The organism is Arthrobacter sp. 10N418 (genome assembly GCF_056394725.1).
The window spans coordinates 68,161-92,848 of sequence record NZ_JBFTIK010000004.1 but is presented as its reverse complement, the minus strand read 5'-3'; the positions used below and the strand labels follow the sequence as shown (position 1 = coordinate 92,848).

General features: G+C 67.4%; 20 protein-coding genes. 16 read left to right on the top strand and 4 right to left on the bottom strand.

The features are described from left to right. The first annotated feature begins 2 nt into the window (after nt 1-2). Both rimI and tsaD read left to right on the top strand, forming a co-directional pair. Nucleotides 3-470, top strand: a complete 468-nt coding sequence (gene rimI / locus AC1DCZ_RS04510; protein ID WP_476894220.1) for a ribosomal protein S18-alanine N-acetyltransferase — start codon at nt 3-5, stop codon at nt 468-470. Beyond that, nucleotides 467-1,573, top strand: coding sequence for a tRNA (adenosine(37)-N6)-threonylcarbamoyltransferase complex transferase subunit TsaD (tsaD, locus tag AC1DCZ_RS04505; RefSeq protein WP_476973554.1), 1,107 nt, complete (start codon nt 467-469; stop codon nt 1,571-1,573). The genes rimI and tsaD overlap by 4 nt, the downstream gene beginning before the upstream one ends. Nucleotides 1,574-1,610: 37 nt before the next feature. Here the strand turns inward: tsaD and AC1DCZ_RS04500 are convergent, their stop codons facing one another. Next, a complete protein-coding gene (locus AC1DCZ_RS04500; RefSeq protein ID WP_476894076.1) occupies nt 1,611-2,762 on the bottom strand; it encodes a glutamate--cysteine ligase in 1,152 nt (383 codons plus the stop codon). 142 nt (nt 2,763-2,904) lie between these two features. On the opposite strand from AC1DCZ_RS04500, the gene AC1DCZ_RS04495 reads away from it, so the two are divergent. Then, nucleotides 2,905-4,566, top strand: coding sequence for a glycoside hydrolase family 3 N-terminal domain-containing protein (locus AC1DCZ_RS04495; RefSeq protein ID WP_476973553.1), 1,662 nt, complete (start codon nt 2,905-2,907; stop codon nt 4,564-4,566). A 42-nt stretch (nt 4,567-4,608) separates the two neighbouring features. Next, on the top strand, nt 4,609-5,454 hold the full coding sequence (locus AC1DCZ_RS04490; protein ID WP_476973552.1) for a shikimate 5-dehydrogenase: 846 nt from the start codon (nt 4,609-4,611) through the stop codon (nt 5,452-5,454). Between the two features lie 57 nt (nt 5,455-5,511). On the opposite strand, the gene AC1DCZ_RS04485 is transcribed toward AC1DCZ_RS04490, so the two are convergent. Continuing rightward, nucleotides 5,512-6,762, bottom strand: a complete 1,251-nt coding sequence (locus AC1DCZ_RS04485; protein WP_476973551.1) for a class I SAM-dependent methyltransferase — start codon at nt 6,760-6,762, stop codon at nt 5,512-5,514. Between the two features lie 66 nt (nt 6,763-6,828). Here AC1DCZ_RS04485 and AC1DCZ_RS04480 point away from each other — a divergent pair, with 66 nt between their 5' ends. The 3 genes from AC1DCZ_RS04480 (at nt 6,829) to groL (ending at nt 9,974) form a co-directional block, all read left to right on the top strand. Beyond that, nucleotides 6,829-7,248, top strand: a complete 420-nt coding sequence (locus AC1DCZ_RS04480; RefSeq protein ID WP_476973550.1) for a hypothetical protein — start codon at nt 6,829-6,831, stop codon at nt 7,246-7,248. Between the two features lie 741 nt (nt 7,249-7,989). Beyond that, on the top strand, nt 7,990-8,286 hold the full coding sequence (groES, locus tag AC1DCZ_RS04475) for a co-chaperone GroES (RefSeq protein ID WP_018773735.1): 297 nt from the start codon (nt 7,990-7,992) through the stop codon (nt 8,284-8,286). 77 nt (nt 8,287-8,363) lie between these two features. Continuing rightward, nucleotides 8,364-9,974 (top strand): chaperonin GroEL, encoded by a 1,611-nt coding sequence (gene groL, locus AC1DCZ_RS04470; protein WP_476894081.1) that lies wholly within the window; start codon nt 8,364-8,366, stop codon nt 9,972-9,974. A 257-nt stretch (nt 9,975-10,231) separates the two neighbouring features. Here the strand turns inward: groL and AC1DCZ_RS04465 are convergent, their stop codons facing one another. Then, the gene (locus tag AC1DCZ_RS04465) at nt 10,232-11,200 is read right to left on the bottom strand and encodes a DUF389 domain-containing protein (protein WP_476973549.1); all 969 of its coding nucleotides are present in this window, start codon (nt 11,198-11,200) and stop codon (nt 10,232-10,234) included. 238 nt (nt 11,201-11,438) lie between these two features. Here AC1DCZ_RS04465 and AC1DCZ_RS04460 point away from each other — a divergent pair, with 238 nt between their 5' ends. The 3 genes from AC1DCZ_RS04460 (at nt 11,439) to AC1DCZ_RS04450 (ending at nt 17,176) form a co-directional block, all read left to right on the top strand. Next, nucleotides 11,439-13,508, top strand: coding sequence for an acyltransferase family protein (locus AC1DCZ_RS04460; protein WP_476973548.1), 2,070 nt, complete (start codon nt 11,439-11,441; stop codon nt 13,506-13,508). Nucleotides 13,509-13,713: 205 nt separating this feature from the next. Continuing rightward, complete coding sequence (guaB, locus tag AC1DCZ_RS04455) at nt 13,714-15,225, top strand: IMP dehydrogenase (protein WP_476973547.1); 1,512 nt, start codon at nt 13,714-13,716, stop codon at nt 15,223-15,225. Nucleotides 15,226-15,334: 109 nt separating this feature from the next. Next, complete coding sequence (locus AC1DCZ_RS04450) at nt 15,335-17,176, top strand: ABC transporter ATP-binding protein (protein WP_476973546.1); 1,842 nt, start codon at nt 15,335-15,337, stop codon at nt 17,174-17,176. A gap of 9 nt (nt 17,177-17,185) precedes the next feature. On the opposite strand, the gene AC1DCZ_RS04445 is transcribed toward AC1DCZ_RS04450, so the two are convergent. Continuing rightward, a complete protein-coding gene (locus AC1DCZ_RS04445; protein WP_476973545.1) occupies nt 17,186-17,815 on the bottom strand; it encodes a hypothetical protein in 630 nt (209 codons plus the stop codon). Nucleotides 17,816-17,912: 97 nt separating this feature from the next. On the opposite strand from AC1DCZ_RS04445, the gene AC1DCZ_RS04440 reads away from it, so the two are divergent. The 6 genes from AC1DCZ_RS04440 to guaA all read left to right on the top strand — a co-directional run bounded on the left by AC1DCZ_RS04440 (nt 17,913) and on the right by guaA (nt 24,663). After that, the gene (locus AC1DCZ_RS04440; protein ID WP_476973544.1) at nt 17,913-19,049 is read left to right on the top strand and encodes a GuaB3 family IMP dehydrogenase-related protein; all 1,137 of its coding nucleotides are present in this window, start codon (nt 17,913-17,915) and stop codon (nt 19,047-19,049) included. 74 nt (nt 19,050-19,123) lie between these two features. Then, complete coding sequence (locus AC1DCZ_RS04435; protein ID WP_476973543.1) at nt 19,124-20,875, top strand: glycerol-3-phosphate dehydrogenase/oxidase; 1,752 nt, start codon at nt 19,124-19,126, stop codon at nt 20,873-20,875. Nucleotides 20,876-20,965: 90 nt separating this feature from the next. Continuing rightward, nucleotides 20,966-21,454 (top strand): PTS sugar transporter subunit IIA, encoded by a 489-nt coding sequence (locus tag AC1DCZ_RS04430; protein WP_476973542.1) that lies wholly within the window; start codon nt 20,966-20,968, stop codon nt 21,452-21,454. A gap of 84 nt (nt 21,455-21,538) precedes the next feature. Further along, a complete protein-coding gene (locus tag AC1DCZ_RS04425) occupies nt 21,539-22,432 on the top strand; it encodes an SURF1 family protein (protein WP_476973541.1) in 894 nt (297 codons plus the stop codon). Beyond that, complete coding sequence (locus tag AC1DCZ_RS04420) at nt 22,429-22,941, top strand: DUF3817 domain-containing protein (protein WP_476894091.1); 513 nt, start codon at nt 22,429-22,431, stop codon at nt 22,939-22,941. The genes AC1DCZ_RS04425 and AC1DCZ_RS04420 overlap by 4 nt, the downstream gene beginning before the upstream one ends. 132 nt (nt 22,942-23,073) lie before the next feature. Further along, a complete protein-coding gene (guaA, locus tag AC1DCZ_RS04415; protein WP_476973540.1) occupies nt 23,074-24,663 on the top strand; it encodes a glutamine-hydrolyzing GMP synthase in 1,590 nt (529 codons plus the stop codon). The last annotated feature ends 25 nt before the right edge of the window (nt 24,664-24,688 follow it).

The following is a 24,688-nucleotide window of genomic DNA, read 5'->3' as shown; positions in this document are numbered from 1 at the left end:
ACATGACGGCGGCGGACGTCCCTGCCGTCCATGAGTTGGAGCGCCGGCTGTTCCCGGTGGACGCGTGGCCCTTACAGATGTTCCATGACGAACTGGCGCAGGCCGACACCCGCCGCTACCTCATCGCGGAGCTCCACGGCGGGATCGTGGGTTACGCCGGGCTCATGTGCATCGAGCCGATCTCGGACGTCCAGACCATCGCGGTCGTGCCCGAGCACGAGGGCAAGGGCATCGGCTCGGCCCTGCTCACCGAGCTCATCCGCGAAAGCCGCCGGCGCCGCGCCGAGGACGTTTTGCTGGAAGTCCGGGCGGACAACCCCCGGGCCCAGCAGCTCTACCGCCGCTTCGGGTTCGAACAGATCCATGTCCGTCCCCGCTACTACCGCGACGGCGTCGACGCCCTCATCATGCGGCTCCAGCTGCCCACCGAACCACTCAGCCACCAGTCCAGGGAAGCAGGCCACCCGTGAACCGCACCCAGCCGCTCGTGCTCGGCATCGAGTCCTCCTGTGACGAGACCGGCGTCGGGATCGTCCGCGGGACCGCGCTGCTGACGAACACGGTGTCCTCCTCCATGGCGGAACATGTCCGCTTCGGCGGCGTGATCCCCGAGATCGCCTCCCGCGCCCACCTCGATGCGTTCGTGCCCACGCTCCGGGCGGCACTGGCCGAGGCCGGGGTGACTCTGGCGGAGATCGACGCGATCGCCGTCACCTCCGGCCCGGGACTGGCCGGGGCGTTGATGGTGGGGGTCTGCGCGGCCAAGGCGCTCGCCGTCGCCACGGGCAAGCCGCTCTACGCCATCAACCACCTCGTCGCGCATGTCGGCGTCGGGCTCCTCCAGCCGGTGCCCGGCAGCACGCAACCGCGCACCGGGAAGCTGCCGGAATCCCAGCCGGAGAACATGGGCGCGCTCCTGGTCTCCGGCGGGCACACCGAAATCCTGCGGATCCGCAACATCACCGACGACGTCGAGCTCCTGGGGTCCACGATCGATGACGCCGCAGGCGAGGCGTACGACAAGGTGGCCCGCCTCCTGGGCCTCGGGTACCCGGGCGGTCCCGCCATCGACAAGCTCGCGCGCACGGGCAATGCCAAAGCGATCCGGTTCCCGCGCGGACTGACGCAGCCCAAGTACATGGGAACCGCCGAGGAACCCGGCCCGCACCGCTACGACTGGTCCTTCAGCGGACTCAAGACCGCCGTCGCCCGGTGCGTGGAGCAGTTCGAGGCCCGCGGCGACCAGGTACCGGTGGCGGACATCGCCGCGGCGTTCCAGGAAGCCGTGGTGGACGTGATCACGTCCAAGGCGGTGCTGGCCTGCCGCGAAAACGGGATCACCGAAGTGTTGCTGGGCGGGGGTGTGGCGGCCAATTCACGGCTCCGGCAGCTCACCGAACAGCGGTGCAGCGCGGCCGGGATCCGGCTGACCGTGCCGCCGCTGGACTTGTGCACGGACAACGGTGCCATGGTGGCCGCCCTCGGCGCCCAGCTCGTGATGGCCGGGGTGGAAGCGAGCGGTACCGGGTTCGCCCCGGATTCCTCCATGCCAGTCACCACCGTGTCCGCCTGAGCGGCGCGCCCGCCGGCGGCACTGCCCCGGCCTGGGGCTAGGCTTCGGGGCCCTTGCGCATCTGCTTGACCAGGTCCAGGACGACGGCGCGGAGGTCGCCGCCGTTTTCGGCCGCCACACGGCGCTGCCGCTGATAGCCGGCACCGCGCTGAATGATCTTTTCGACGTCGGCCAGCTCGGCGGCGCAGCCGAGCCTCGCCGCGACGGGCTCGAGCCGCTTAAGCGTCTCGCGGAGGTGCTCGGTGACGAGCTGCTCATTGCCCTCGGCGTCCAGGATGATGATCGCCTCCAGGCCGTACCGGGCAGCACGCCACTTGTTTTCCTGGACATGCCACGGGGGCATGGTGGGAATGGTGCCGCCGTTCTCCAGCGTCGTGGAGAACTCGTCGACGAGGCACTGCGTCAGGGCCGCGATGGCGCCGACTTCCTCAAGGGTCGCCAGCCCGTCGCAGATGCGCATCTCGATGGTGCCAAGGTTGGGCACAGGCCGGATGTCCCAGCGGATTTCGGAGAGGGTGTCGATGACGCCGGTGGTGAACATGTCCTTGACGTAGGCCTCGTAGTCTTCCCAGCTGGAGAACTGGAACGGCAGGCCGGCCGTGGGCAGCTGCTGGAACATGAGGGCGCGGTGGGACGCATAGCCGGTATCCTCGCCGCCCCAGAACGGGCTGGAGGCGGAGAGCGCCTGGAAGTGCGGAAAGTAGTTCACGAGCCCGTCCAGGACAGGGAGGACCTTGTCGCGGCTGTCGAGTCCGACATGCACGTGGACGCCGTAGATGACCATCTGGCGGCCCCACCACTGGGTCCGGTCAATGAGCTTGGCGTAGCGCGCCTTGTCAGTCACTGGCTGCAGCTGGGGCGGACTAAAGGGGTGGCTTCCGGCGCAGAAAACCTCGACGCCCATGGGATCGGTGACCTCACGGACCGCCGCGAGCGAGCTGCTCAGGTCCGCTTTGGCTTCCGCCACCGTGGTGCAGATTCCGGTGACCAGCTCCACTGTGTTCAGCAGCAGTTCCTGCTTGATGTGCGGGTGCTCGTCGTCCTCATTGAGCTCGGGATGCCGGGCGGCCACACCGCGGAGGACCTCGTTGGCGACCGAAGCCAGCTCACCGGTCTCCGCGTCAACGAGGGCAAGTTCCCATTCCACACCAAGAGTTGATTGCCTGGATGAAGCGAAATCAATCTTCATGTGGTCCCTTCAGTGTTCTACTGTCCGCGTTCTACTGTCCGCAGCCGGCGTCCGATCTGGACATGCCGCTGGCGGGGCCGCCGGTAGGGCGGCTGGCAGGGCAACGGTGGTCCAAGTCTAGTGCAGGGGTAGCATCGGACTGGTGTCAAAGTTACAGCTGGTGCGTGAGTGTATTCACAGGCAGGCGCGGTCCGCAGCCGTGCTGACTGCGGTGGCGGGGCTTGTCCTCGGTGCCGGAGCGTGCAGCGCACCGCCGAACGGGCCAGCGGCCACGCCGACGCCGGCGTCCCCCGCTCAGTCCGCCCAGGACCCGCTCGGCTGGGGGCCCGATCAGCGGGACGCGGACGCTGCGGGCCATGCTGTGGCCGCCATGAGCCTCGAGCAGAAAGCCGGACAGGTCCTGCTTCCGTTCTACGCCGGGCTCGACCACGAGGGGCAGGCCGCGACAATCGAGCGGCTGCACCTCGCCGGATCCATCATCATGGGCGACAACGTCCCGGGAACACCGGACGGGCAGGTGGACACCGCGGCAATGGGCGCTGTCACCCGGCGGCTGGAAAAGGCGGCGCATGCCGATGGCCGCAGCTGGCCCGGCCTGATCGGTGTCGACCAGGAGGGCGGGGTCGTAGCCCGGCTGCGCTCACCCCTGACCGAGTGGCCGGCACCGATGAGCTACGGAGCGGCCCGGAGCGCCCCGCTCGCCACCTCCGCCGGCCGCGCCATGGCCGCAGAACTGGCGGGGCTGGGATTCGACACCGACTTTGCCCCGGACTCCGATGTCACCATGGGCCCCGCAGACCCGGCCATCGGTTCGCGGTCCATGTCCGGCAGTGCGGACGCCGCCGCCGACTTCGGCACGGACTTCTCCCAGGGGATGCTCGCCGCGGGGGTGCTGCCGACCGTCAAGCACTTCCCCGGCCACGGTTCCGTGACAGTTGATTCCCATGAAGGCCTCCCGGTCCAGAACGAATCCATGGACCAGCTCCGCGCCAAGGATCTGGTGCCCTTCCAGGCGGCAATCAAGGCCGGGCTGCCGATGGTCATGACCGGGCACATTGCCGTTACGGCCCTGGAACCGGGGGTCCCCGCGTCGGTCTCCAAGGCCAGCTACACGGCGTTGCGGGGGATGGGGTTCCACGGGGTGGCCGTGACCGATGCCCTGAACATGGGAGCGATCCAGGGCAAGTATCCCAACGATTCCGCCGCGCCCCTGGCACTGGCCGCCGGGGCCGACCTGTTGCTGATGCCAAAGGATGTCGCCGCCGCCCACGCCGCCATCGTGAACGCCGTCAGGAACGGCACCCTGCCGCCGGAACGGCTCGCGGACGCCGCGCAGCGGGTCGTCACCATGATGATGTGGCGCGGCCGCACCGGCGCCCCGGCGGGAAGCGCGCCAGGAAGCGGCAAGGAACTCTCACGGAAGGTGTCGCGGGAAGCCATTACCGTGCTCGCCGGACCCTGCCACGGTCCCATCGTGCCCGCCAGCGTGCGCGTGACCGGCGGCTCGGACCAGGACCGGGCACGGTTCGCGGCGGCAGCACGGGACGCCGGCATCAGCATCGGCACCGGCCCGCTCGTTACCCTGATCGGCTTCGGCGGCAAGCCGGCGGTCGCTGATGTCGCCGTCGCCCTCGATGCGCCATGGCCGCTGGCGGACTCCGCCGCGCCCGCCAAGATTGCGCTTTACGGGCGCAACCAGGGGGCCTTTGACGCCCTGGCGGCGGTGCTCGCCGGCAAGGCGACGGCGCCCGGGAAGCTGCCGGTCGCCGTCGGGCCGCAGGCTGCAGGCTCAGGCTGCGGCTGAGGCCGGGGCTGCCAGCGGTTTTTCAAGGGGTTTAATGGAGCTGTGCCCATACTGAACAAAGACATGACCCTGTGCATCTCGCTTTCGGCCCGGCCGAGCAACAACGGGACCCGTTTCCATAACCACCTATATGAACAGCTTGGCCTGAACTGGATCTACAAGGCCTTCGCGCCCACTGACCTGGCCCAGGCAATCGCCGGCGTCCGGGGCCTCGGGATCCGCGGCTGCGCGGTGTCAATGCCCTACAAGGAAGACGTCATTGCCCTGGTGGACGTCATGGACCCCTCCGCGAAAGCCATCGATTCGGTCAACACGATCGTCAACGACGGCGGCCGCCTGACCGCCTACAACACCGACTACACGGCAATCGAGCAGCTGCTGAAGTCCAACGCCGTGCCCGCGTCCTATACCGTGTGGGTCCTCGGCTCCGGGGGCATGGCCAAGGCCACCGTCGCGGCGCTGCGGGATGCCGGGTTCAGGGACGTCACTGTGATTGCCCGCAACGAGTCCTCCGGACGGGCGCTCGCAGGGCACTACGGGTTTGCGTGGCGCGCCGACCGTCCCGGAACCGGTGCACACGGAACTGAGGCTGCCGGCACCGCCGACATGCTCATCAACGTCACCCCCGTCGGGATGGCCGGCGGCCCGGACGCAGGCTCGCTGTCCTTCCCGCAGGAGGCGGTGGATGCCGCGAAGGTGGTGTTCGACGTCGTCGCCCTCCCGGCGGAGACCCCGCTGGTCATGGCCGCCCGCGCGGCGGGCAAGACCGTGATCACCGGAGCCGAAGTGGCCACCATCCAGGCCCTGGAACAGTTCGTGCTGTACACCGGCATCCGGCCCACCGACGAACAAGTCAAGACCGCAGAAGAATTCATGCGGGCGCAGTAGCTTCACCGCGCGCCGGAGTTTTACCCGGGCGCAGGCCTGCACTGCAGGCCTGCGCCCCTACTGGACGGGTTCCACCGAAATGGCCACCCGGTCCTCGCCGATCCTGGTGAGAACCAGGGTGGCTGTATTCTTGCCTTTGTTTTTCGTCCCTGCGTTCTTTCCGGATGTGTTTTTCCCGCCGGGGAGAAGCTGCTTGCGGAGCTCCTCCGGCGTGACCGCCGTGCCGCGTTTCTTGATGTCCAGCACGCCGATGCCGTGGTCCTTGACCCAGGCCTTGAGCGCCTTGACGTTGTAGGGCATGACTTCCAGGACCTTGTAGGCACGGGCAAACGGAGTGTCGCGCAGTTCCGGGGCGCAGATATAGGCGATGTGCTCGTCCACGAGGTGCCCCTCGAGCTGGAGTGCGACGTCGGCCACGAGGCCGGCGCGGATGACGGCGCCGTCAGGCTCGTACAGATACCCCTCCACAGGGCCGACGGGCGCCACCGGGCCGCCGTCGAATCCGTCGCCGCTGGTCAGTTCGGCGGCGCCCTGCGGGCCGAGCACGAGGGCTGCACGGCGGACGCCGGGCCGCCGCACGGCGTTGAACCACAGTGCCACCTCGGTGACGTCGCCGCCCACCGAGACCCACTGGGCTTCACAATCCGCCGGCACGGAGTCGTGCGGCATGCCAGGGCCCATCTTCACGCCCACGGCGAGCCCCGAACCGGCCAGGGACTCCACGAAGGACAAAGGCGGGGAGAAGTCCTCCGGGTCCCACAGCCGCTTGGTCCCGGAGCTCGACGTGGTGCGGCGGGCCGGATCCAGCCAGACGCCGTCGATTCCCTCAAGCGGCACGGACATGGCATCTGCATGGACGACCGTGGCGTTCCGGAACGGAATCAGGTTCATCGTGGCGCAGGCGGCTGTCGTCTCGTCCATTTCCACGGCGGTCACCTTGATGTCCATGGAGGCCAGGGCCATGGCGTCAGCGCCGAGCCCGCAGCCGAGATCCGCCACGTGGCCGATGCCGGCCTCGACGAACCGTTGCGCGTGCCGCGCCGCGACCGTCAGCCGGGTTGCCTGCTCCAGGCCGGCCCGCGTGAAGATCATCTGCCGGGCGAACTCGCCGAACTTGGCCTCGGCCTTGGTCCGGAGCCTCGACTGGGTGAGCGCCGCCGACACGAGTTCGGGGGAGTGGCCGGCCTTCCGCAGCGTTGCGTTGAGCCGGATGGCGTCGTCCTCGCGGTAGGGGCCCAGCGACGCCAGCAACTCCCAGCCCTCGGGGTTGAGGAGCGGGGCGATCTGTTCCTGCGGTGCGTCAGCCATGCCATCTAGCGTAGTTCAGCCGCCGTTCACCCGATGCGCCGGACCAGGACGACTAGGCTTGACGGCATGGAAGACAGCGGAGCGGACGAGCGCGGCATTGACGTCAACACAGGGCAGTACGACGCCGATGAGGACCACCGGAACCATCAGGGGCTTGCCCGTTACGCCCGCCCGGCGCTGATAGCCGGCGGCATCATCGCGGTCGTCTGCATCGCGTTGCTGGTGATCATCTTTTTCCTGGATTCCTTCAACGCCACCATCTATTCCGTTGGCGGCAAGGACGTCAAGGACGCCACGGACGAGGCGCGTGCCATCCGCGACACCTATGCCGCGGCCCGGCTCGGCGGCGTCATCTTCCTCGTCGTCGGCCTCCTGCTCGCCGCCGCAGGCGGCCTGCTGCTGTACCGGCACCGCAACGATCAGGGGCGCATCATCGAGGAAGAAGACGGCGAAGACGTGGACTTCGAGGACCTCGCGGGAGAGTAGTCAGACGCCGGCAGCGCCTGGCGGACATGCTCATTCTTGGTATTCGAGGAGGGGCATGTCCCTCCGGGCAGTGCGGACTTGTTGGACATGCCCTTCGTCGAGCGCCTGGGGTGGGCATGTCCTTCGTTCAGCGCCTGGAGTGAGCATGTCCGCAGCATTTGTTTGGGCATGTCCATCGCTCGGCACGGACAGCGAGCATGATGCCCGCGAGTCCACCGGCCGCAACGAACAATGGGCATGTCCCTCTGGTCCGCTTGGGTCCGTCGCACACCCTTTTGTTCAGCCCGCACGCGTCGGTCAGCCGGGGTCCATCCGCACACCCCCTTTGTTCAGCCCGCACGCGTCGGTCAGCGTGGGTCCGTCGCACACCCCTTTGTTCAGCCCGCACTCGTTGGGCATCTCCTTCGTTCGGCGCCCGGAATGAGCATGTCCGACGCGCCCGTTGGGCATGTCCATCGCTCGGCACGGGCAGCGAGCATGATGCCCGAGTGTCCACCGGCCGCAACGAAAATTGGGCATGTCCCGCTGGGGGAAGTGTTCACCGGGGACGAATTTCTGGCACTCGCCTTGACCGAGTGCTAACTACTTACATAGAGTCGTCATTAGCACTCTCCCTGGGAGGGTGCTAATACATGAAGCGCCACTTGCCCGGCGCGCTGCCGGCACCGCGACGACGGTCTGCACGCCAGGGCACCACCGCTTCATAGTCCACAAATTTGCTGACGAAAAGGAGAGGTCCGAGTGTCGGTCTCTATTAAGCCTCTTGAGGATCGTATTGTTGTCCGCCCGCTCGAAGCCGAGCAGACCACGGCTTCCGGCCTGGTTATCCCGGACTCCGCGCAGGAGAAGCCGCAGGAAGGCGAAGTTGTTGCAGTAGGCCCCGGCCGCTTTGACGACAACGGCAACCGCGTTCCCATTGACGTGGCCGTTGGCGACGTCGTCATTTACTCCAAGTACGGTGGAACCGAAGTCAAGACCGGCGGCACCGAGTACCTCGTGCTCTCCGCCCGCGACGTTCTGGCGATCGTCGTAAAGTAACTCTCTTGGACCCCGCGCCGCCGATCCCTCGTTTGACGGGTCAGTTGCGCGGGGTTCTGTCTTGAAAGGACAAAACCATGGCAAAGCAGCTCGCGTTTAACGACGCTGCCCGCCGGTCGCTTGAAGCCGGCATCGATAAGCTCGCCAACACGGTCAAGGTGACGCTGGGCCCGCGCGGCCGCAACGTCGTGCTGGACAAGAAGTGGGGCGCCCCCACGATCACCAACGATGGTGTGACCATCGCCCGTGAAATCGAACTGGACGACCCGTACGAGAACCTTGGCGCACAGCTGGCCAAGGAGGTCGCCACCAAGACCAACGATGTTGCCGGCGACGGCACCACGACCGCCACGGTGCTGGCTCAGGCACTGGTCAAGGAAGGCCTGCGCAACGTTGCGGCTGGCGCCGCCCCGGGCGAGATCAAGCGTGGCATCGAAGTCTCCGTCGAGGCCGTCGCCGCCCGACTGCTCGAAAACGCCCGCCCGGTTGAAGGCACGCAGGTTGCCAACGTGGCCTCCATCTCCGCGCAGAGCGACGAGGTCGGCGAGCTCCTGGCCGAAGCCTTCGGCAAGGTAGGCAAGGATGGTGTGATCACCATCGAGGAGTCCTCCACCACGCAGACCGAACTGGTTCTCACCGAGGGCATGCAGTTCGACAAGGGCTACCTGTCCCCGTACTTCGTCACCGACGCGGAACGCCAGGAAGCAGTACTCGAAGACGCCCTGATCCTGATCAACCAGGGCAAGATCTCCTCTGTGCAGGATTTCCTGCCGCTGCTGGAGAAAGCGCTGCAGAGCTCCAAGCCGCTCTTCATCATTGCCGAGGACGTCGAGGGCGAGGCCCTGTCCACACTGATCGTCAACCGCATCCGCGGCACCCTGAACGTCGTTGCCGTCAAGGCGCCGGGCTTCGGTGACCGCCGCAAGGCAATGCTGCAGGACATCGCGACCCTCACCGGTGCGCAGGTTGTCTCTCCGGAACTGGGCCTGAGCCTGGACACGGTCGGCCTTGAGGTGCTGGGTACCGCCCGGCGCATCACCGTCACGAAGGACAACACCACCATCGTCGACGGCGCCGGTTCTGCCGAGGACGTCGCAGCCCGGGTTGCGCAGCTGCGCGCCGAGCTGACCCGCACCGACTCGGACTGGGACAAGGAAAAGCTGCAGGAACGCCTGGCCAAGCTGGCCGGCGGCATCGGCGTGATCAAGGTCGGCGCTGCCACCGAGGTCGAACTCAAGGAAAAGAAGCACCGCATCGAGGACGCCGTGTCCTCAACCCGTGCGGCCCTCGAAGAAGGCATCGTGGCCGGCGGCGGTTCCGCCCTCATCCACGCTCTGAAGGCCCTCGACGAGGATCCGGCGGTTCAGGCCCTCGAAGGTGACGCGGCTGCTGCCGTCGGCATCGTCCGCCGTGCGTTGACCCAGCCGCTGCGCTGGATCGCCCAGAACGCCGGTTTCGACGGCTACGTCGTCGTTGCCAAGGTCGCCGAGTCCGCCGTGAACCAGGGCTTCAACGCCAAGTCCGGCGTCTACGAGGACCTCATCGCGGCCGGCGTGATCGACCCCGTGAAGGTGACGCGTGCGGCCCTCCGCAACGCTGCCTCCATCGCGGCATTGGTTCTTACCACGGAAACGCTCGTGGTGGAGAAGCCGGCTGACGAGGACGAGCACGCGGGCCACAAGCACTAAGTTCGGCCCAGCGCAGGGGACGTCCCGGCATCTGAATTGCTCCAACCTTTGGGAAGCAGTTCGTCTCGCCGGGGCGTCCCTTTTGTGTGCCGCGCGTGTGCCGGGATTCTGCCGGAGGGGGATCCCTCTGCGCGCCGCATTCCCCGGAAACTCAAAGCTTTGCGTGGCTCAATGGGGGAGCTGTGGTCCCCCACGACGGGCTGGCCATAAATGTTCGGGGTTGGGGCCGGTGCCGGCCGCTACCGGCCGGGCCGGGGTCAGCGCCGCGTGCGTGCAGCCTTCTGCCGCAGCCGCAAGGCGGCGTCCCGAGGGAGGCGTTTTGTGACGAGCCGGTAGAAGAGCAGCACCGCAACAGCGGACACCACGATTCCCAGCAGGTTCAGGAACAGCTGGAGTGCCGAGCCCGCGGCCTTTTGGTACTCGCCCAGGACCAGCGCCACGGCCACGTATCCGGCCGCCGGGACGGTGGTCACCGAGATGAAGACCCCGATCAGCGCCGCGGAGCGCCGGCCGATCACCGACAGCATTCCCGCAGTCCCGGCCAGAACCGCCACAATCAGGGAGTAGGGGCCGGGGTGGTAAATGAATTCGACCGCCGAACCCCGCTCCAGCGCGTCGGCAGGGAAGAGCCCGAGAGGGACTGACAACCACGCGGTCAGGGCTGCGGCCAGCATCGCGACGGGAAAGCCGACGCCGACGGCCAGTGCTGCTTCGCGTCCGAGCTTCGCCTGGCGCCTGACCAGTGCAACGGCCAGGGCCGCCAGCGGACCGAACTCGGGGCCAACTGCCATGGCTCCAACGATGGCGATGGTCGAGTCCGTGACGATGCCGATGGCTGCCAGCTGCGTGGCCAGGACCAGGAAGGCCAGGTAGCTCCACGTCAAGCGTGAGTCCTCGCCGCTCTGCCGCGACACCTCGTCCCAGATCACGGCGTCTGCGCCTTCCCCCGGGGCGGCAGCCTCAGCCCGGTCCGCCCGGTCCGAGAGCACCAGCTCCGGCATATTGACCGCAATAGATCCCCGCTCCTGGACGTTGAGGACGTGCAGCTTCTCCACCAGCCGCTCCACCGATTCCCGCGCAAGCAGGACCAGGATCACGTCGCCGGGCGGCATTACCGAGGCGCCCGCGTGAAGGGCCACTTCCGCGACTCCCAGCTCCCAGGAACAACTCTCAACGACCACGCCGGACAGGTCATCCGGGACACAAATGCGCAGCTGCACGATCACGATGGGGGGCCTCCTCCGATTCGTATCAGACTATCCGCACGGCCCAAGGCCGACGGCGGCACCCCGCCTTCGGTCCCGCCCCCGACAAGGCCGACGGCGGCACCCCGCCTTCGGTCCCGCCCCCCGACAAGGCCGACGGCGGCACCCGTTGCCGGCGTCCGTAGCGGCCGTTCGACTGGCAAAGCAAATTACGGTTCGGTAACATTGACGTTTTGGAAACCGGCCCGAAGGATTTTCTGTGTCGAACGAGCGAACCGTAGCCGCGCTGCCCGCAGCGGACCACGGTTCCCGGGCGAGCCGAAAAGCCACCTACCGCCCCGAGGTGCAGGGCCTCCGCGCCCTCGCCGTCCTCATGGTGGTCACCTACCACGTGTGGCTTGGCCGGGTCTCCGGCGGCGTGGACATATTCCTGCTGATCTCGGCCTTCCTGATGACCCTCAGCTTCACCCGCAAGGTCGAAAGCGGCAAGCCGCTGCGGCTTTTCGGCCACTGGCTGCACCTGCTCAAGCGACTCCTGCCCGCCGTCGTCGTGGCGGTCCTCGGCGTCCTCGTCGGCACGTGGGCCATCCTTCCGCAAAGCCGCTGGCCTGATGTCCTGGACCAGGCCTGGGCCTCCCTGCTGTACCGGCAGAACTGGCTCCTGGCCGACAGCGCCGTGGACTACTACGCGCAGGACCATTCCGGTGCCAGCCCCCTCCAGCACTTCTGGTCGCTGTCCATCCAGGGGCAGGTCTTCGTGCTGTGGCCGCTCGTGTTTGCCGGCGCCGCGCTGCTGCGGCGCCTGCTCCGGCGCTGGACCATTCTGGACTACCGGGCCTTGCTGGCCGTGGCCTTCGGAGCCATCTTCGTCGCGTCGCTGGTGTACTCAATCGACCAGACGGCGACCAACCAGGCGGTCGCCTACTTCGACACCCGTGCCCGGCTCTGGGAATTCGCCCTTGGCTCCCTGCTGGCCCTGGCACTGCCCTACCTGAGGCCCGGCAGGACCTTCCGGGCGCTGCTGGGATGGGCGGGCCTGGCTGCCATGCTCTCGTGCGGGTTGTTGCTGACCGTGGACCGCTCCTTCCCCGGGTTCGTTGCGTTGTGGCCCACGCTGGCAGCGGCGGCCATCATCGTCGCGGGACGCAGCGGCAGCCGCTTCGGTGTCGACCGCTTCCTCACGTGGAAGCCGCTCGTCGCCCTGGGGGACAACTCGTACGCGCTCTACCTCTGGCACTGGCCGCTGCTGGTGCTGGCCCTCGCCGGGGCGGGCATCACGTCGCCGGACCTGGTGCAGGGCCTGGCCATCGTGGCCGCGTCCGTCGTGTTGGCGGTGCTCACCACCCGCTACGTGGAGAAGCCGCTGCGCGAATGGCACTGGCCGGAAAGCCGCACGTGGCGCACCGCCGTCGTGATAGTTGCCTGCGGCACCCTGCTCGCCGGTCCTGTCGCCGTGTGGCAGAGCCGGATCCTTGCCGATGAGGCCGCGGCCGCGTCGCAGCCGAAGGAACTGACCCCGGGAGCCGCGGCTCTGGCGCCGGGAAATGCCGGCAAGCCCACGCCGGAGGCGAAGATCATTCCAGCCCCCGCCGCGATGAAGAACGAATGGGCGGATATCGACGGGCTGTGTACCGGGGACAACGTCCCGAGCGACCCCTTGCTGCAGGGCTGCCTGCAGAACAGCAGGCCGGACACCGTCACGAAGCGGATCGTGGTCGTCGGCGATTCGCACGCCCAGCAGTACATGGCGGCCCTGGGCCCGATCGCCAGGAGCCACGGCTGGGAAGTCGTCACGCTCCTGAAGGGCAACTGCCGCTTCGGCGGGGAGTCTGCCGAACGCGACGCCGACTGCAACGCCTTCAACAAGGCCAGCGCCCGGTACGTCCTGGACCACCACCCGGACGCGGTGTTCACCGTGGCCTCCCTGACACAAAAAGACGCGCCATACGAAACCGAGGTGCCCCAGTACCTCGACGGCATCAAGGACTTCACCGGCGCCGGCATCGAAGTTGTTGGCATCCGGGACAACCCGCGCTTTAGCATCAACATGCCCGAATGCGTCCAGAAAAACGGTCCGGCCGCACCGCAATGCAACGTGCCGCTGCAGGACTCCCTGGCCGGTTCCTCCCCGCTGGACGCGTACCGGGACAAGGTGCCCGGGCTGCACCTGATGGACATGAGCGATTTCATCTGCGCCGGGGGAACATGCCCCGCCGTCGTCGGCAACGTGTACGTCTACAAGGATGACAACCACCTGACCAAGACGTACGTCCAGACCATGATTCCGATGTTTGAGCAGCGGCTGCTCGCGTCCACCGGCTGGAAATGACGCCCACTGGACGCCGTCCTCCATGCGATAGCTCACAATACCGGAGCGGAATATGGCGATCGCCGCCAAGGTTCTAGTATTTACTCAACCCTTCTGCACGAAAGTGCACGAATAACCTGCACGGACCAGACCCGTAATGACTGGCTGGTCATCTGCTGCAACCCCTACCCATGAAACCCCGTAACCCAAGGTAAGAGGCGCACTCATGACCCAGCCCGAACACGATCCCTTCGGCTTCATCGGCCTGACCTACGACGACGTCCTGCTCCTGCCGGGGCACACCAACGTCATCCCCTCCGAGGCTGACACCTCCTCCCGGATTTCCAAGCGCATCACGGTGAACACGCCGCTGCTGTCCGCCGCCATGGACACTGTGACCGAGTCCCGGATGGCGATTGCCATGGCCCGCCAGGGCGGCCTCGGCGTCGTGCACCGCAACCTCTCCATCGCCGACCAGGCCGATCAGGTCGACCGGGTCAAGCGCAGCGAATCGGGCATGATCACGAACCCGCTGACCATCGGCCCGGAGGCGACGCTGGCGGAGCTCGACGAGATCTGCTCGCACTACCGCGTGTCCGGCCTGCCGGTCGTGGACGAGGGCATGAGGCTGCTGGGCATCGTCACCAACCGCGACACCCGCTTCGTGCCGGAGGCCGACTTCCCCCTGCGCCTGGTCAGCGACGTCATGACCAAGATGCCGCTCGTCACGGGCCACGTCGGTATCAGCCGCGAGGAAGCCTCCCACAAGCTCGCGACCAACAAGATCGAGAAGCTCCCGCTCGTCGACGAGCAGGGCCGGCTCAAGGGCCTCATCACCACCAAGGACTTCACCAAGGCCGAGCAGTATCCGCTCGCCACCAAGGACGACGCGGGCCGGTTGCGCGTCGGCGCGGCCATCGGCTTCTTCGGCGACGGCTGGGAGCGCGCCATGGCATTGATCGACGCCGGCGTGGATGCCCTCTTCGTCGACACCGCCAACGGCCACTCCCAAGGGGTCCTGGACATGATCCGCCGGCTCAAGTCCGATCCCGTCGCCGCCCACGTGGACATCATCGGCGGCCAGGCCGCCACCCGCGAAGGCGCCCAGGCCCTGATCGACGCCGGTGCCGACGGCATCAAGGTCGGCGTCGGTCCCGGCTCGATCTGCACCACCCGCGTCGTTGCCGGCGTCGGTGTCCCGCAGATCACGGCGATCTACGAGTCCGCCAAAGCGGCCATCCCGGCAGGCGTGCCGCTGATCGCCGACGGCGGCCTGCAGTACTCGGGCGACATCGGCAAGGCGCTCGTTGCCGGCGCCGACACCGTGATGCTCGGTTCCCTGCTGGCCGGCTGCGACGAGTCCCCGGGCGACCTGATCTTCGTCAACGGCAAGCAGTTCAAGCTCTACCGCGGCATGGGTTCCCTCGGTGCGATGCAGACGCGCGGCAAGAACACCTCCTACTCCAAGGACCGCTACTTCCAGGCCGACGTCTCGGGCGATGACAAGCTCATCCCGGAAGGCATCGAAGGCCGGGTGGCCTACCGTGGTCCGCTGGCCTCGGTGGCGTACCAGCTGGTCGGCGGCCTCCGCCAAACCATGTTCTACACGGGGGCCCCGACAATTCCGGAACTCAAGGCCCGCGGCAAGTTCGTCCGCATCACCCCTGCCGGGCTCAAGGAATCACACCCGCATGACATCCAGATGACGGTGGAGGCACCGAACTACGGTTCGCGCTAAACCGCACAGTGCGGTTCACCCAAGTAACTCGCAGCAGGGGCCGTTTTGGACCCCCGTAACGGCCCCTGCTGCGAGTCAGTCGGGCAGGCCTGTGTCCTAGGCTGGAAGCATGTCCGAACTTCTGCCCGCACGTGAGCCGAAGCGCAAGCTTGCGCTGAGGCCCTACGCCCGGGCCGTGGCGCAAGTGCTGCGAGTCAGCTTCCGGGCCTCACCCGCCGCCGTCGTCATGAAGGTTGCGGGTTCGCTGATTTCGGCGCTGCTGCCCCTGGTCACCACCTACTACGCGTCCCTGACCACGACGTCGCTCGCGTCGGCGTTCTCAGGCAACGCCACAGCGGGCCAGCAGGCGATCATCTACGTGGTGGTCACCGCCGCGCTGGGGCTGTTCTGGGGCGCCTTCAGCAGCGTGGACCGCTACATCCAGCAGCTCATGAGCTTCCGGGTCGGCGCGATCGTGGGCGACCTCATGTACGAGCGCTTCCTGGCCCTCGAGTTCTGGCGCTACGACGACAAGGAAACGATCGACCTCTACGACCGTGCCAAGCGGTTCTCCGACTCGTATGCCCGAGTCCTGGACCGCATTGCGGCGATCTTCACGCAGCTGGTCTCGGTGCTCCTCGCCATCGGGGCGCTGCTGCTGGTCAGCTGGTGGATCGCGGTGATCGTCCTGGTCGCGATCGTGCCCAGCGTGTACCTGCAGTTCAGACTCTCCCGCGAGCAGATCGCGCACTGGAACACCCAGGTGGATTCCCGCCGGCAGCGGCGCATGATCGAGACCAACCTGCTGCGCCCCCAGCACATCGCCGAGATGCGGCTCTACGGGATTGTCGCGTACCTGATGGGATTGCGGTCCCGGCTCCGGGACGCGGACGAAAAGCGCCGGCTGGACTTCCAGAAACGCTACATCCCCAAGCAACTCGCGGCCGATGCCCTGCAGTACGGCGCGGAAGTGGTGTCGCTGATCTGGGTGGTCGGGCAGATCATCGCCCGGGCCCAGCCGGTGGGGCAGTTCCTTTACGTCCAGCAGATCGTCAGCCGCGCCCTGTCCACCGCCAACAACCTCGTCTCCTCCCTCAGCTCCATCGACGAGGACCTCGCCAACCTCAAAGACTATGAACTGTTCATGGCGTTGCCGGTCCATGCAGAGCACGCGCCGCCGCTGCTGCAGTCGCCCCGGACCGTGGAACTGCGGGACATCCGCTTCACCTACACGGGCAGCGAGCTGGAAGTCATCAGGGGCATCTCCATGACCATCCACGAAGGCCAGCACATCGCCATCGTGGGCGAGAACGGCGCCGGCAAGTCCACCCTCATCCGGATCCTCGCCGGGCTCTACCGGCCGGACTCAGGGCAGGTGCTACTCGACGGCGTCGACCTCGCCGCCGTCGACGTCACGTCCTGGCACCGCCATCTGGCGGTGCTCAGCCAGGAGTTCCTCAAGTACGAGTTCGCCACTGCCGCCGAGAACATCATCTTCGGCGACGTCGACGCGCCGCACAACGACGCCAGGATCCGTCGCGCCGCTGCTGACGCCGAAGCCCTCGAGTTCATCAACAAGCTGCCCAATGGCCTGGACAACCACGTCAGCAACTGGATGGAGGATCCGCGCGGACGGAAGGGGAGCGGGCTCTCCGGCGGCCAGTGGCAGCGGCTCGCGATGGCCCGCAACTTCTACCGGAACGCCTCGTTCATGGTCATGGACGAGCCAACCTCGGCCATCGACGCCCTCGCCGAGCACCGGATCTTCACCCGGCTCTTCGCCGACCGCAGCAGCACCCTCATCGCCATCAGCCACCGGCTGGCCACGATCGAGAAGGCGGACATTGTCTACATGCTGGAAGACGGACGGATCGTGGAACAGGGCACCCATAGGGAACTCGTGGCCCTGCGCGGCCGCTACTTCCGGATGTTCGAGTCCCAGCTCGCCGTGGACGAGGCCGAAGGGATTTGAGGAGGCCGGTTATGCCGGAGCCGGCCCGCCGGCAGTCGACTCAACCACGGTCGTGCGTACCCGCGACAGCGTGGGCTCCGGCGGCACGCTGCTGAAGCCGAACCCGACGGCGGGCCGAACGGCGGCCAGGGGCCCGGCGTCGGCGCCGTCCCAACTGACCGTGGCAGCGGTAATGCGGTGCAGGTCGGTCACACCGTAATATTCCTGCCGGCCGCCCTTGGCGGTGCCGGCTGTTCGCGCCCCGGGGCTGAGGAGTGCAGCGATCGGGCTGATGGCCCGCAGCCACTGCGGATGCACGGCCACCGGCCGGGGGACCAGCCGCACGATGTTGCCCAGCCGGGTCCGCACGCCGACGTCGGCCCGGATCCGGAGCGGGCCGGCGTCCACCCTGAGCTCGTTCGCGTTGCGTGACGCCGTGACGCCCACGACCCGGGCCTCGTCAAAGGTGTAGACGTCCGCGATGAACCCGGCGATTTCCGCCGTCGGGGCGAGCAGGATCCGGTGGCCGGAGGGCAGCTGCAGCATGGCGTCGGCGAATGGCCCGAACGGGGAAAGCTGCCAGAGGCCCACCACTGCGCGCAGGCCGGATTCGGTGCCGATCCCGGCGATGTGGCCGTCGAAGATCCATCGTTGGTCCATGCCGCCACTCTACTGATGACCGCCGCGCCGGTCCGCCGCGGCGGTGCCGGCGGCGGCCCACCCCCGGCAGGTCCGTCAGCTGGGATAACCTAGAGCAGTGACTTACGAGATTGAGATTGGCCGCGGCAAGCGTGGGCGTCGTGCCTACTCCCTGGATGACATTGCGATCGTCCCCAACCGACGCACACGTGACCCCAAGGACGTATCCGTCTCCTGGCAGATCGACGCCTACAAGTTCGACATGCCCGTCATCGCGGCACCGATGGATTCGGCCATGTCGCCGGAGACCGTCATCGCCCTGGGCCGCCTCGGCGGACTCGGAGTGCTCGACCTCGAAGGCCTCTGGACCCGCTACGAGGACCCGCAGTCCGTGCTCGATGAGATCGCGGCCCTGGCCGACGAGACCAACAGCCCCGCCGTGACCCGCCGGATGCAGGAGCTGTACCAGGCGCCTATCCAGCCGGAGCTGATCACCTCCCGCCTGGCCGAGATCCGCGCCGCCGGCGTCACCGTCGCCGGCTCCCTGACCCCGCAGCGGACCCAGGAGCACTACAAGACCGTGGTGGCGGCCGGCGTCGATATCTTCGTGATCCGCGGAACCACGGTCTCGGCCGAGCACGTCTCCAAGGACCATGAGCCGCTGAACCTCAAGCAGTTCATCTACGAACTCGACGTCCCCGTGATTGTCGGCGGCGCCGCCGGCTACACCCCGGCACTCCACCTCATGCGCACCGGCGCGGCCGGCGTCCTGGTCGGCTTCGGCGGCGGCGCCACCAGCACCACGCGCCGTGCCCTCGGCATCCACTCGCCGATGGCCTCCGCCATCTCCGACGTGGCCGCGGCCAGGCGCGACTACATGGACGAGTCCGGCGGCCGGTACGTGCACGTAATCGCCGACGGCGGGATGGGATCCTCCGGCGACATCGTCAAGGCCATCGCCATGGGCGCCGACGCCGTCATGCTGGGCAGCGCCCTTGCCCGTGCCGAGGAAGCGCCCGGCAAGGGCTGGCACTGGGGACAGGAAGCGCACCACCTCGAACTTCCCCGCGGCGACAGGGCCAACGTCGGCACGGTCGGCCCGCTGGAGGAGGTTCTGTTCGGCCCGGGCCACCACACCAACGGCACCTCCAACCTGATCGGTGCGCTGCGCCGTTCGATGGCCACCACCGGCTACTCGGATCTGAAGGAATTCCAGCGGGTCGACGTCGTCGTCTCTCCCTACGCCGGCAACTGATACACCCCTGCCCATCCGGGGGACTTGGAAGTAGTCTGGTGCCCTACGAGGTTTGATCCGGATGGAGGCGTGACATGAACAGTTTTCCCGGCGGTTCTCCCGTGGCCAGTGGTGCCCTGGGGCCCGCGGAGCGCGAAGCTTCAATCGCTGTTCTGAAAGGCACCACGGACCCGGGCAAGGAACTCGACATCCTGATCGTGGGCGGGGGCATCGTCGGAACCGGCGCCGCCCTGGACGCCATCACGCGCGGGTTGAGCGTGGGCATCGTCGAGGCCAACGACTGGGCCGCCGGAACGTCGTCGCGGTCCTCCAAACTCATTCACGGCGGCCTTCGTTACCTGGAGATGCTTGACTTCGCCCTCGTCAAGGAGGCCCTGCACGAGCGCGGACTCATTCTGTCGGTGCTTGCCCCGCACCTTGCCCGGCCAGTCCCGTTCCTGTACCCGCTGACTAAACCCTTCCTGGAGCGGCCGTACGTCGGCGCCGGGATCGCCTTGTATGACGCCATGTCGATCACCGGCGGGCACAGCCGCGGCGTGCCGTTCCACAAGCACCTGAGCCGGCGCGGGACCCTGCGCGCCGCGCCGAGCCTGAAGGACGATGCCTTCGTGGGGTCGATCAGGTACTACGACGGCCAGGTCGACGACGCCAAGTACGTGGCGAACCTCGTCCGCACGGCGGCGTTCTACGGCGCCCACGCCGTGAACCAGATGTCAGTCGTTGCCTTCCTCCGGGAAGGCGAACGCGTCGTCGGGGCCAAGGTGGTCAACCACGAGGACGGCTCCAGTTTCAGTATCCGGGCCAAGCAGGTCATCAACGCAACGGGTGTCTGGACCGATGAGACCCAGGCTATGGTGACCGATCGCGGCCAGCTCAAGGTGCGCGCGTCCAAGGGCATCCACCTGGTGGTGCCCCGTGACCGCGTCCAGTCGACCGTCGGGCTGATCCTGCGGACAGAGAAGTCCGTGCTGTTCGTGATCCCATGGGGCCGGCACTGGATCATCGGAACCACGGATACCGACTGGCACCTCGACAAGGCCCATCCCGCCGCGTCCAGCAAGGACATCGACTACATCCTCGAACACGTCAACCACGTCCTCAAGCGCCCGCTCACCCGCGAAGACGTCGAAGGCGTCTATGCCGGGCTGCGTCCGCTCCTCGCCGGGGAAAGCGATTCGACTGCCAAGCTCTCCCGCGAGCACGTGGTGGCCCACCCCGTACCGGGGCTCGTGGTGGTGGCGGGCGGCAAATGGACGACCTACCGTGTCATGGCCAAGGACGCTGTGGACGAGGCCACCCGCAGCATGGACGAACGCGTCCCGCCCAGCTGCACCGAATCCATTCCGCTGCTGGGGGCCAGCGGCTTCAAGGCCGCCTGGAACAAGCGGAACCGGATGGCGGAAGAGACCGGCGTCCACGTGGCCCGGATCGAGCACCTGCTCAACCGCTACGGCGCCATGGCCCCCGAGGTGCTGGCGCTCATTGCCGGCAGCCCGGAACTCGCGGAGCCGTTGCCGGGGGCCGATGACTACCTGGGGGCCGAGGCCGTGTACGCGGCCACGCATGAAGGCGCCCGCCATGTGCAGGACGTGCTGACGCGCCGAACCCGGATCTCGATCGAGGCGTGGGACCGTGGTGTGTCGGCCGCTCCGGTAGTCGCTAAACTAATGGGGGATGTTCTCGGCTGGAGCGATGCGCAGCGCGGGAGCGAAATCAAGCACTACCTGGCCCGGGTCGACGCCGAGCGCCTAAGCCAGCAGCAGCCGGACGATGAGTCCGCCGACGCAGCACGGATGGGCGTGGAGGACATCGTCCCCTTACGCTGACCGTCAGCGCCGGCCGGCAGTGCTGAACATAGACGCTAGTCACTGGACTGCCGGACGGCGTGCACTGACGCCACTTCGAAGGGACACCTCTTGGCGGAACCACTGGACCGCTATGACGCCGAGCTCACCACTCCCGAGATGGTGATCCTCGAACTGGATGCCACCGACAAGCTGGACGCCACGTCGCAGCTCGCGGAGCGGATGTACGCTGCCGGCCGCATTTCCGACCTCGAGCGCTTCCTCAAGCAGGTCAACGCCCGCGAGCACCAGCTGGCGACAGGCCTGCCCGGCGGCGTCGGCCTGCCCCACGCCCGCAGCGAGCTCGTCTCGCAGACGACCATCGCGGTGGGCATCACAAAGTACGGCAGGGCACTGGACTTCGGCGCGACGGACGGCCCGGCCACCGTGATCCTGCTCATCGCGACGCCGGCGAGCTCATTCTCCGACCACCTCGAGGTGCTGGCCACGCTGGCGCGTTCGCTGTCGAAGGAATCGTTCCGCGAGTCGCTGCGCCGTGCCTACGACCCCGAAGTGATCGCCGAACTCATCAATTCGTCCCTGGTGTTCTTCGACCACTAGGGATTGGGGCAGGCCCTTTCGTGTCGACTTCGGCGCCCCGGGCCCGTTTCGCGGTTCTACACGGTGACGAAGTACGGTTAAGACGTGCTGAAAACTGCCCTCAAACCCCGCTGGATCGCAGGCCTTGTGTTTGCGATCGCCCTTTCAGGGGTCTTTGTGCTGCTGAGCCAGTGGCAGTTCGGCCGCTCGACGCAGCCGGAGGCGCCGGTCAGCACCACGACCGAGGAGATTAAGGCGCTCACGGCGGTCCTGCAGCCGGGGGACTTCTTCCATGGTTCGGTGGCGGACCAGATGGTCTCCGCCACGGGCAGCTACGATCCGCAGAAGCAGGTGCTTATCCCGGGCCGTCTCGAGGACGGCGCGAAAGGCTATTGGATCGTCTCCGCCTTCGCCGTCAAGGGCGCTCCCGTCCTGACCGGATCCGGAGCCACGCCCCAGACCTGGATCCCCGTGGCCCGCGGCTGGGTGGCGGATCCAGCGGACGCCGCAGCACCGCCGTCGGGCACCATTGAACTCACCGGACGGCTCCTGCCGTCCGAATCCCCGTTGTCGAACACCGACACCGGCCCCGGCCGTGCAAGTGCCGTCTCCGTGGCGGAACTCATCAACGTCTGGGACGTGAGCAGCTACCCCGGCTTTGTCGCGGCGAAAACCGAGGTTTCCGGCGGAACCGACGTCGGGGCAGAAGCATCGGCCGGCCCCATCAAGCCGCTTCGGATCGGCCCCCAGCCGGCTGCCCAGCAGATCAACTGGCTGAACCTCTTCTATTCCGTGGAATGGGTGGTCTTCGCCGGCTTCGCGCTGTTCATCTGGTGGCGCCTCGTGAAAGACGACTACCGCCGCGGCCTGGAGGACGCGCTGGACGAAGAGCAGGCCAGGCAGACTGCCGCCGGAGGCCCCCCGCCGCCACGCGGACCGGATCCAGGCCAACCGCACGCCACGCAAACGCATCCCACCGACCCGAGAGTGCAATCATGATCGAGCCCCAGCCAGCCGTCCAGCCGCAGTCCCCCAACGGAACCGGGACGGCCGCCGGCAAGAAGCGCCGCTTCGGCGGCACCGAGGCCCAAATCCGTTCCGCCCTGAAGTTCTACAAGGTCCTCGCCTACCTGACCGGCTCGATGCTGCTCCTGCTGTGCACCGAACTGATCGTCCGGTACGGCTTCGGCCAGTATCTCTTCGCTGGCGGCACCAACGCCGTGACAGGGCAGCCTTTCGGTTTCGGATTCGCCGACGCCGATCCTGCAGGGGTCATCGGCGGAATGAACCTGTCCGTCACGATCCTGATTGTGCACGGCTGGATGTATGTCGTGTACCTCGTCTCGAACTTCCGTTTGTGGTCCCTCATGCGCTGGCCGTTCAGCAAGCTCGTCGTCCTGGCACTGGGTGGCGTTGTGCCGTTCCTGTCGTTCTTCGTGGAGAAGAAGTTCCACGCCGAGGTCGAGGCTGAGCTGGCGTCCAACCCGCAGGCGCCCCAGCGCTACTGAACGGCGGACGACGACGGCGGCCCGCCGTCGTCCGCCCGAGGCGGTGTGAGTTCCCTTACCCGGCGCTTGATTCCGGGCCCGGGCCGGCTTCTCAATGTGCGGGCGGGTAGCGGCGCAAAGTAGGCTGGTACGGTGACTACTCCCTCTGCATCCCAGACGTCCCACAAGCCGGTGCTGGTTGTTGACTACGGTGCCCAGTACGCGCAGCTGATTGCCCGCCGCGTCCGGGAAGCGAACGTGTATTCGGAAGTGGTTCCGCACACGTACAGCACCGAGCAGCTGCTGGCCAAGAACCCGGCCGCCATCATTCTCTCCGGCGGCCCCGCCAGCGTATACGCCGACGGCGCCCCGAGCGTGGGTGCCGATCTCTTCGAAGCAGGCATCCCGGTCTTTGGAATCTGCTACGGCTTCCAGGCCATGGCCAACGCCCTTGGCGGCAAGGTGGCCCAGACCGGGCTCCGCGAGTACGGCGCCACCGAGACCACCACGATCGGCGAGGGCCGCTCCATCCTCGCAGGCATGCCCCAGCACCAGAGCACCTGGATGAGCCACGGCGACTCCGTCCATGAAGCCCCCGCCGGCTTTGAGGTGCTAGCGACGACGGCAGGCGCCGAGGTGGCAGCTTTCGCCAACGAGGAGAAGTGCCTCTACGGAGTGCAGTGGCACCCCGAGGTGAAGCACTCGGCCTACGGCCAGCAGGTCCTGGAGAACTTCTTGTTCAAGGGCGCCAAGCTCGAACCGAACTGGACTGCAGGGAACATCCTCGAGGAGCAGGTTGACCGGATCCGCGAACAGATCGGCGACGCGCGGGTGATCTGCGGTCTGTCCGGCGGCGTCGACTCCGCCGTCGCCGCCGCCCTGGTCCAGCGCGCAGTCGGCGACCAGCTGACCTGTGTCTTCGTCGACCACGGACTGTTGCGTGAAGGCGAAGCCGAGCAGGTGGAGCGCGACTTCGTGGCGGCCACCGGCGTCAAGCTCTACGTCGCCAACGAGCAGGAGCGCTTCCAGAGCGCGCTGGCCGGCGTCAGCGACCCCGAGACCAAGCGCAAGATCATCGGCCGGGAGTTCATCCGCGCCTTCGAGGAAGCCGAGCTCGCGATCATCGCCGAGGCTGCCGCGCATGGCGAGAAGATCAAGTTCCTGGTCCAGGGCACCCTGTACCCCGACGTCGTCGAATCCGGCGGTGGCGAGGGAGCTGCGAATATCAAGAGCCACCACAACGTGGGCGGCCTGCCGGAAGACCTGCAGTTCGAACTCGTCGAACCGCTGCGCGCCTTGTTCAAGGACGAGGTCCGCGCCGTGGGCGCCCAGCTCGGGCTGCCCCAGGAAATCGTCGGCCGGCAGCCCTTCCCGGGCCCGGGCCTCGGCATCCGGATCGTCGGCGAAGTCACGAAGGAGCGGCTGGACCTGCTCCGCAAGGCCGACGCCATCGCCCGCGCGGAGCTGACCGCGGCAGGCCTCGACAACGAGGTCTGGCAGATGCCCGTCGTGCTGCTGGCGGACGTGCGCAGCGTCGGCGTCCAGGGCGACGGCCGCACCTACGGCCACCCGATCGTGCTGCGTCCGGTCTCGTCCGAGGACGCCATGACCGCCGACTGGTCACGGCTGCCGTACGATCTGCTGGCCCGGATCTCCAACCGGATCACCAACGAGGTGGACGGCGTCAACCGCGTGGTGCTGGACGTGACCAGCAAGCCGCCGGGAACCATCGAATGGGAATAGCGCTGTGAATGGCCGGCCTCCTTGC

Excerpts from the sequence above, each read along its gene's own strand:
- guaB (WP_476973547.1), top strand. The coding sequence starts at position 13,714 with ATGACCCAGCCCGAACACGATCCCTTCGGCTTCATCGGCCTGACCTAC.
- AC1DCZ_RS04435 (WP_476973543.1), top strand. The coding sequence starts at position 19,124 with ATGAACAGTTTTCCCGGCGGTTCTCCCGTGGCCAGTGGTGCCCTGGGG.
- AC1DCZ_RS04485 (WP_476973551.1), bottom strand. The coding sequence starts at position 6,762 with ATGGCTGACGCACCGCAGGAACAGATCGCCCCGCTCCTCAACCCCGAG.
- rimI (WP_476894220.1), top strand. The coding sequence starts at position 3 with ATGACGGCGGCGGACGTCCCTGCCGTCCATGAGTTGGAGCGCCGGCTG.
- AC1DCZ_RS04420 (WP_476894091.1), top strand. The coding sequence starts at position 22,429 with ATGATCGAGCCCCAGCCAGCCGTCCAGCCGCAGTCCCCCAACGGAACC.
- AC1DCZ_RS04500 (WP_476894076.1), bottom strand. The coding sequence starts at position 2,762 with ATGAAGATTGATTTCGCTTCATCCAGGCAATCAACTCTTGGTGTGGAA.
- AC1DCZ_RS04445 (WP_476973545.1), bottom strand. The coding sequence starts at position 17,815 with ATGGACCAACGATGGATCTTCGACGGCCACATCGCCGGGATCGGCACC.
- groL (WP_476894081.1), top strand. The coding sequence starts at position 8,364 with ATGGCAAAGCAGCTCGCGTTTAACGACGCTGCCCGCCGGTCGCTTGAA.
- AC1DCZ_RS04450 (WP_476973546.1), top strand. The coding sequence starts at position 15,335 with ATGTCCGAACTTCTGCCCGCACGTGAGCCGAAGCGCAAGCTTGCGCTG.
- AC1DCZ_RS04480 (WP_476973550.1), top strand. The coding sequence starts at position 6,829 with ATGGAAGACAGCGGAGCGGACGAGCGCGGCATTGACGTCAACACAGGG.